We start from the raw sequence: 8296 nt of genomic DNA, 5'->3' as shown, positions 1-8296 counted from the left end.
CTCGCGATGCGCCGCGCGGGCGGCGCTCGATCTCACAGGCGCTAAGAGGCTCAAATTGAACCCCAAAAAAAATCCGACACCAGATCACTGGTATCGGATTTTTCGACCGCAAGCCTGGACTCAAATGCTTAAGTGAACAGCATTACGGCACATGGCCGGGCTTCTTCACATCAGGCGTTCGCCAATCAGTTGCCGTATACCGGCAGCTTCTTGCAGATGGCTTTTACCTTCTCGCGCACAGCGTCGATCACCGCTTCGTTGTTCAGGTCAGCCAGGATGTCGCAGATCCAGCCGGCCAGTTCGCGGCATTCGGCTTCCTTGAAACCACGGGTGGTCACAGCTGGGGTGCCGAAACGCAGGCCCGAGGTGACGAACGGAGAACGTGGGTCGTTCGGGACCGAGTTCTTGTTCACGGTGATGAAGGCTTTGCCCAGGGCAGCGTCTGCATCTTTACCGGAGATTTCCTGCTTGATCAGCGACAACAGGAACAGGTGGTTCTGGGTACCGCCGGATACCACATCGAAACCACGCTCAATGAACACTTCGGCCATGGCCTGGGCGTTTTTCACTACCTGCTGCTGGTAAGCCTTGAACTCAGGCTGCAGGGCTTCCTTGAAGCAGATGGCCTTGGCAGCGATCACGTGCTCCAGCGGGCCACCCTGGGCACCAGGGAAGACGGCGGAGTTCAGCTTCTTCTCGATCTCTTCGTTCTTGCGAGCGAGGATCAGGCCACCACGTGGGCCGCGCAGGGTCTTGTGAGTGGTGGTGGTGACCACGTCGGCGAATGGCACTGGGTTCGGGTAGACGCCAGCTGCAACCAGGCCGGCAACGTGGGCCATGTCGACGAACAGGTAGGCACCGACCTTGTCGGCGATGGCGCGGAAGCGGGCGAAGTCCAGAACCTGCGAGTAGGCCGAGAAGCCGGCAACGATCATTTTCGGCTTGTGCTCGACGGCCAGGCGCTCGACTTCGTCGTAGTCGATCAGGCCGTTGCCGTCGATGCCGTACTGGATGGCGTTGTACAGCTTGCCCGAAGAGCTGACCGAAGCACCGTGGGTCAGGTGGCCGCCGTGGGCCAGGCTCATGCCCAGGATGGTGTCACCGGCCGACAGCAGCGCCAGGTAGACCGCGGCGTTGGCTTGCGAGCCTGCGTGTGGCTGAACGTTGGCGTAGTCAGCGCCGAACAGCTCCTTGGCACGGTCGATGGCCAGTTGCTCGACCACGTCGACGTATTCGCAGCCACCGTAGTAGCGCTTGCCTGGGTAGCCTTCGGCGTACTTGTTGGTCAGGACCGAGCCCTGGGCTTCCATGACTGCCGGGCTGGTGTAGTTTTCCGAAGCGATCAGCTCGATATGCTCTTCCTGGCGCAGGGCTTCTTGCTGCATGGCTTCGAAGAGCTCGGCGTCGTACTTGGCAATGGTCAAATCACGGCTGAACATGGCGGTCCTCAAGGATCGGGGTAATTTGGGGGGGCATTCTAACCGATTGATCCGCGCCTGGCATATGAAGTGGCATCAAGTCGCGGACCAATGGGCTTCATGTTGCATCCCGCGCCGTGTCTGGGCTGGCTGGGCGCGGGAGTTGACTTCTGGGTCCGTTTTTTTGCCCGTGATTTAGCCATGACGCGGGCTTTGTGCGGGGTTTGCGCGAAGCCTGCGGCGCGGTGGATCGCACCGGCTGCGTCGATGTTCGCGGGGCCTGCGCAGCCAGGACATTTACTCCCATTGCGCTGTACTGTTCACTGAAACATGAACAGCGTTTCGTTGGAGAACTGCGCCTCGAACTGATGGGCCGGCATCGGCCGCCCGAACAGGTAGCCCTGGACTTCGTCGCAGCCATGCTCGCGAAGGAACTCCAGTTGTTCATGGGTCTCGACACCTTCGGCGATCACCGCCAGGTTCAGGCTGTGGGCCATGGCGATGATCGCCCGAGCGATCTGCGCGTCCTGCTCGCCTTCGGGCAGGCCGTCGACGAACGTGCGGTCAATTTTCAGCACGTCGATTGGGAACTGCTTGAGGTAGTTCAGCGACGAGTAACCGGTGCCGAAGTCGTCGACCGCGATACTCAGGCCCAGGTTCTTCAGGCTGGCCAGAATCTGCATCGCTTCATCGACCTCACGCATCAGGATGCTTTCGGTCAGCTCCAGCTCCAGGCACGCCGGTGGCAGGTTGGTTTCCTCGAGAATGGTTGCGATACGCGTGCCCAGTTGGCCATCGGAGAATTGCCGCGCCGAGATGTTCACCGACACCTTCGGCACACGTACCTTGTTCTTGTGCCAGTGCTTGAGTTGGCGGCTGGCCTCGCGCAGCACCCAGTCGCCAACATCCACCACCAGCCCCAACTCTTCGATGACCGGGATGAAATCCCCAGGCGGTACCAGCCCCCGAGTCGGGTGGCGCCAGCGCAGCAGCGCCTCGGCACCGGTAAGGCGCTTGCCGTCACCGCTGAACTGCGGCTGGTAATAGAGGATGAACTCGTTCTGCTCCAAGGCGTGGCGCAGGTCGCTTTCCAGCTCCAAGCGCTCCAGGGCGCTGGCGTTCATTTCGGTCTGATAGAACTGGAAGTTGTTCTTGCCGCGCTCTTTGGCGTGGTACATGGCGGTGTCGGCGTTCTTCATCAACTGGCTCAGCTCGTTGCCATCCTGCGGGCTGAGTGCAATACCGATGCTGGCGGTGACGAAAAACTCACGGCCTTCGAGCACGAACGGCCGCACCAGGCCGCCGAGGATGTTTTCAGCAACATGAATGGCTCGGTTCAAGGCCATGTCACGGGTGGCGCGTGGTTGCAGCAGTAAGGTGAACTCGTCGCCGCCCATGCGCGCCACTGTATCGTCCTCGTCGACGCAGGCCAGCAGGCGCAGAGCCATGTCCTTGAGCATGCGGTCGCCTGCCGCATGGCCCAGGGAGTCGTTGATCGGCTTGAAGCGGTCCAGGTCAAGGAACATCAGCACAACCCAAGACTTCTGCCGCTCGGCCTGTTGCAGTGCGGTGTGCAGCCGGTCCTGGAACAACGTGCGGTTGGGTAGGTGCGTCAGGGCGTCGTAGTAGGCCAGGCGATGAATGCGCTGTTCGCTGGCCTTACGCTCGCTGATGTCGGTGAAAAAGCATACATAGCTGGCCAGGTCGCCCTCGTCGTCCAGCACCGCGGTGATGCCGACCCAGGCTGGGTAGCGGTCGCCGTCGCGGCGCTTGAGCCACACTTCGCCTTCCCAGCTGCCGCGCTGGTGAAGTTGCTTGAGTACGTAGCGCAAGTGGCTTTCCTGCTGGTCCTCGACCACCAGCATGGCCGGCAACTGGTCGAGCACGTCGCTGACCGCGTAGCCGCTGACCCGGCTGAATGCTTCGTTGGCCTGCACGATGTAACCTGCTGGGTCGGTGATGAGGATCGCCGAGGTGGAATGCTCGAAAACCGTCGCGGCCATGCGCAGGTCTTTTTCCGCACGGCGCTGCTGGCTGATGTCACGGCCAACCCCAAGCACGCCCTGGAAACGTTGCTGATCGTCCCACACCAGCACCAGGCGCAGTTCGATGGGGATTTTGCGGCCATCGGCGCGCATGCAGTCGAACAAAAACAGCTGTGTTGGCAGCTGGCTGCGCAGACGCTCCAACAGTTCGCTGTCACCCAAGGCTTTGCTCACCCGCTCCATCAGGCTGTAGATGCCGGTGAGCTGAGCGGGGTTGGCGATGATCGATTGCCAGCCGTTGGCGAAGATCCACTCGGCCTGGTAACCCAGCACGGCCTGCACCGACGGGCTGAGGTAGTTCAGTTGCAGGCGGCTGTCGGTGGAAAAGATAACGTCGCTGATGCTTTCGGCAAGCATGCGATAGCGTTGTTCGCTGTCGCGCAGCGACTGGCTGGCCTCGATCTGCACCGTGACATCCTTGCCTATGCCGATGATGCGGGTCACCAAGCCATCTTCATCGCGGGTCAGCACCTGCTCGCGAATCTCGTAGCAGCGCCAGCCACCGTCATGGTGGCGGAAGCGCAGTTGCGTGTGCAGCGACTGGCTGGGGGCAAGATCGCGTTGCTGCTGGCGCAGCGCCCGGTAGTGCTCGGCATCTTCAGGGTGCAGCAGCAACTCCCAGAAACGATCGCCCATCTGGGCAAGCTGGGTGCGGTCGTAGCCCAGGGTTTGGCCCAGGTGACGGTTGCTGAATATCATGCGCTGGCTAAGCACGTCCTGCACGTAGAGCTGGTCCGGCACGGTACGCACCACGTCGGACCAGAAGCTTTCACGCTCCAGCAACGACAGTTCTACCTGTTTGCGGCTGGTGATGTCGCTGATGCTCAGGATCACCGCCTGATAGTCGCGACGCTCTTGTGGCAGGCGCGCCATCAGCCACAGGTGCAGCTCGCCACCCAGCGGCGCGGACAGGCGCACTTCAAGTTCCAGGGTTGGGCGTTGCTCGATCAGCGCGTCGATCAGTTGCATGCCCACGCTTTCACGGCCGTCGCCGCTGCCGTCGATCAAGCGTTGCCAAGCCCCTTCGTGACATTGCACGTTGAGCAGGTGGCGCGCCACCTGGTTGATCTCGGTTATCTTGAGCTCCTGCAGCAGCGCACGGCGCAAGCCAGGGTCCAGTGCCAGGCTTTGCTTGAGCCCGGCCAGGTTGCGCAGATGATAGCGGTCAAGCTGGCCAGGCAGGCTCGACAGGTCGAGCACGCACAGCGCTACGCCTGTGCCTTCGAAGATTTCGTGGTAGCGCCGACGGTCCTCGTGCAAGGCACGCTGGCGCCGGCGCATGCTGATCAGCGCCAACACGGGCAGCAGGGCACATAGCAGCACCAGCAGGCACTTGCCAATCAGGGCTGGCAGCAGGTTCTTCCGAGCCTGGCCGGCGTCGAACAGGCCGCGCAACTGCCAGGTGCTGTTGTCGATGAAGGCGAGCATCACGCTTTGCAGCGGCTCATCACTGGTTTGTACTGGAGCATGGCGTTCCAGTACCTCGCCGGTGCGGCTGTTTTCCAGCAGCCAGAGTGGATGCCCAGGGCTATCCAGGTGGGTAGTGAGCACTTGGTAATAGTTAGGTGACAGGCGCAGCAGCCAGTAGCCGCCGCCTTGTTCGGCCGTCTGACGCAGCAACAGGTAAAGGGTGCGATTGTCTGCGGCGTTGGTGTAGAAAAAATTCCGGCCTTGACTCAACCCCATCAGCTCGTCAATGAACTGGCGGTCGGGGCTGCCCTGTAGGCTGTCGCTGCGCACCTGCCCAGCCTCGTCCAGCCACGCCAGGTCCTGCAGATCAGGCAGGCGCTCGCGCAGTGTGGCCGGCAGGCTGGGCATCGCATCGGCCGCCGGTGCTTTGACGTAAGGCTGGAGCACATTGAGGGCCTGCTGGGCTTTGAGCGCCATGTTCAGGCCCAGGTGGTCGGCCAGTTCTGCACTGGCATTGAGGTGCTGCAGGCGCTGGTCGTCCTGGGTGTGGCGGAACTGCGCGAGCAGTTGCCACAGCAGCAACCCCAGCAGGATCAAGGCCAGCAGGGCCAACGCACCTTTGACCGAACCTCGCAGCGAAGCGACTGGGGCCGACGGAGCGGGGCGCAGCAGGGTCGAAGGTTTGAGATTGGTCAAGCGTTGGTCCTGCGATTGGGCTGGCGATGGCAGGGTAGGAACATGCACGGTATATGCCGGTGTCTGCACGAGCCTTGACCGTGAGGGCGCACTATAAAGCCGGACATTCGAACGGGCTAGCATGCCTGTGATTGTGGCAATGTGCCAGCTCGATTGTCCGAGGCCGATGGTCGTCGTGCTGCGCAGCCGTTCGGCAAGCCCCTGCATCCTGTGCGAGAATGCCGCCCGCTTCAATGACAACGTATCGGAGATGTTCCGTTTTGGTTACTCACTTTTCCACCAATGGCCTCGATTCCGCCTGTGGGCGCAGCAGTCAGACCCTTGTCAGCACTGCCGTGACCACGGACGTATCCTGCAAATCCTGCCAGCGTTCGCTGGGTAAACCCGAGGCGGCAGGGGCCGCGAAAAACAAGACACCCTCACTGGCTGAGCTGCGCAAGACTGCCAAGGCACAGGTGACGGTCGAAAACGTGCCTGTGGCGGGCATGACCGAGCCGGCTGGCAAGGCTGCTGGCGAGCCGACCATTGCCACGCAACCCGTTCGCAGCGCAGGCTTCAGCGTCAAGGCCGCTTACGCCGCGCGCCTGGCCGAGCAGGCAGGCCGTAGCCGCCTGCCCCGTGGCAAGGCTGGCAAACAGCGTCACGTCTGAGCCATTTTCGGCGGCTGCACCGGCCCGCTCGCGGCTCACCTGGCTCCCAGAGTAATGCCCAGGTCAACGTAAGCGGGCCCACTTGCGAAGGGGCCGGGCCAGGCCATGATGCCTTCAGGGTCACGATGCTCCCGTGCCACCATACGACCACACTGTGCAACGCTGCGCGTTGGCGTAGAATGGTCGACTTTGTTCAATGACACCCCGTAAACACATCCCCCTGCCCCCTACAATGCCGGGGCAATCGTCGATGTCTTTACCTATCTGATAGAGGGCTTGGTTTTGGCTCAATACGTCTACACCATGCATCGGCTGAGCAAAGTCGTGCCGCCGAAGCGGGAAATTCTCAAGAATATCTCCCTGTCGTTCTTCCCAGGCGCCAAGATTGGCGTACTCGGCCTGAACGGTGCCGGTAAATCGACCCTGCTGCGAATCATGGCTGGCGTCGATAAGGAATTCGACGGCGAAGCCCGTCCGATGCCCGACATCAACGTAGGTTACCTGCCTCAGGAACCGCAACTGGACCCGAACAAGACCGTGCGTGAAGTGGTCGAGGAAGCGGTCAGTGTGATCAAGGACGCCCAGGCTCGCCTGGACGAAGTCTACGCGGCTTACGCCGAGCCAGATGCCGACTTCGACAAGCTGGCCGCCGAACAGGCCAAGCTCGAAGCCATCCTGCAGGCTGCCGATGGCCACAACCTTGAGCGTCAGCTGGACGTTGCCGCCGACGCCCTGCGCCTGCCTGCCTGGGATGCCCGCATCGAGCACTTGTCCGGTGGTGAGAAGCGCCGCGTGGCCCTGTGCCGCTTGCTGCTGTCGGCCCCTGACATGCTGCTGCTGGACGAGCCGACCAACCACCTGGACGCCGACTCGGTCGCCTGGCTCGAGCGCTTCTTGCATGACTTCCCCGGCACCGTGGTTGCGATCACCCACGACCGTTACTTCCTCGACAACGTCGCCGGCTGGATCCTCGAGCTGGACCGCGGCGCTGGTATCCCGTACGAAGGCAACTACTCGGGCTGGCTGGAAGCCAAGTCGGAGCGTCTGGCGCAGGAGTCCAAGCAGCAGAGTGCCCACGAGAAGGCGATGAAAGAGGAGCTGGAGTGGGTGCGTAAAGGCGCCAAGGCTCGTCAGTCCAAATCCAAGGCTCGCCTGCAGCGCTTTGAAGAAATGCAGTCGCAGGAATTCCAGAAGCGCAGCGAAACCAACGAGATCTACATCCCGGCCGGCCCGCGCCTGGGTGACAAGGTCATCGAGTTCAAGAACGTCACCAAGGGCTACGGCGATCGCGTGCTGATCGACAACCTGTCTTTCGCCATGCCAAAAGGCGCTATCGTCGGCGTCATTGGTGGTAACGGTGCAGGTAAGTCCACTTTGTTCCGTATGCTGATGGGCAAAGAGCAGCCGGACTCTGGCAGCATCGAGATTGGCGAAACCGTGCAGCTGGCCTGTGTGGACCAGAGCCGTGAAGACCTCGATGGCGCCAAGACCGTGTTCCAGCAGATCTCTGACGGCTCCGACCAGATCCGCATCGGTAACTACGAGATTCCATCGCGCACCTACGTTGGCCGCTTCAACTTCAAAGGCGGCGACCAGCAGAAGTTCGTCAAGGACCTGTCCGGTGGTGAGCGTGGCCGCCTGCACCTGGCTTTGACCCTGAAGGAGGGCGGCAACGTCCTGCTGCTCGACGAACCTTCCAACGACCTTGACGTTGAGACGCTTCGCTCGCTGGAAGAAGCCTTGTTGGACTTCCCGGGGGCTGCCATTGTGATTTCCCACGACCGTTGGTTCCTGGACCGTGTGGCCACTCACATCCTGGCGTACGAAGACGATTCGAACGTGGTGTTCTTCGAAGGTAACTACACCGAATACGAAGCCGACCGTAAGAAGCGTTTGGGTGACGCTGCTGCCCAGCCTCACCGTGTGCGGCACAAGAAGCTGGCCCAGTAAGCTTAATGCTGTAGAGGCTTGGCGTGAGCTCTTCGGTGGAGCGCAGATCGAGCGCCGCCCGCGCGGCGCATCGCGAGCTTTGCTCGCTCCTACGTTTGTTTCGGGCCAATTATGCCTGTGGGATTTG

Annotated in this window: 4 protein-coding genes; 2 read left to right on the top strand and 2 right to left on the bottom strand. The window is 61.6% G+C overall.

The genetic code is table 11. The features are described from left to right. Positions 1–185: 185 nt before the first annotated feature. Positions 186–1439 (bottom strand): serine hydroxymethyltransferase, encoded by a 1254-nt coding sequence (glyA, locus tag ACK59H_RS22480; RefSeq protein WP_060480613.1) that lies wholly within the window; start codon positions 1437–1439, stop codon positions 186–188. A 299-nt stretch (positions 1440–1738) separates the two neighbouring features. Then, positions 1739–5569, bottom strand: coding sequence for an EAL domain-containing protein (locus ACK59H_RS22475; protein ID WP_409264940.1), 3831 nt, complete (start codon positions 5567–5569; stop codon positions 1739–1741). A 260-nt stretch (positions 5570–5829) separates the two neighbouring features. Here ACK59H_RS22475 and ACK59H_RS22470 point away from each other — a divergent pair, with 260 nt between their 5' ends. Beyond that, entirely contained in the window at positions 5830–6219 is a 390-nt protein-coding gene (locus ACK59H_RS22470; protein ID WP_060480615.1) for a hypothetical protein, read from the top strand. A gap of 282 nt (positions 6220–6501) precedes the next feature. Next, positions 6502–8169 carry an energy-dependent translational throttle protein EttA gene (ettA, locus tag ACK59H_RS22465; protein ID WP_060480616.1) on the top strand — a complete coding sequence of 556 codons (1668 nt, stop codon included), beginning with the start codon at positions 6502–6504 and terminating at the stop codon, positions 8167–8169. Positions 8170–8296: the final 127 nt, after the last annotated feature.

The organism is Pseudomonas sp. KCJK9000 (assembly GCF_046230725.1).
Classification (GTDB): Bacteria; Pseudomonadota; Gammaproteobacteria; order Pseudomonadales; family Pseudomonadaceae; genus Aquipseudomonas; species Aquipseudomonas promysalinigenes.
The sequence above is the reverse complement of the archived record's forward strand: the minus strand, read 5'-3'. Positions and strand labels throughout refer to the sequence as shown.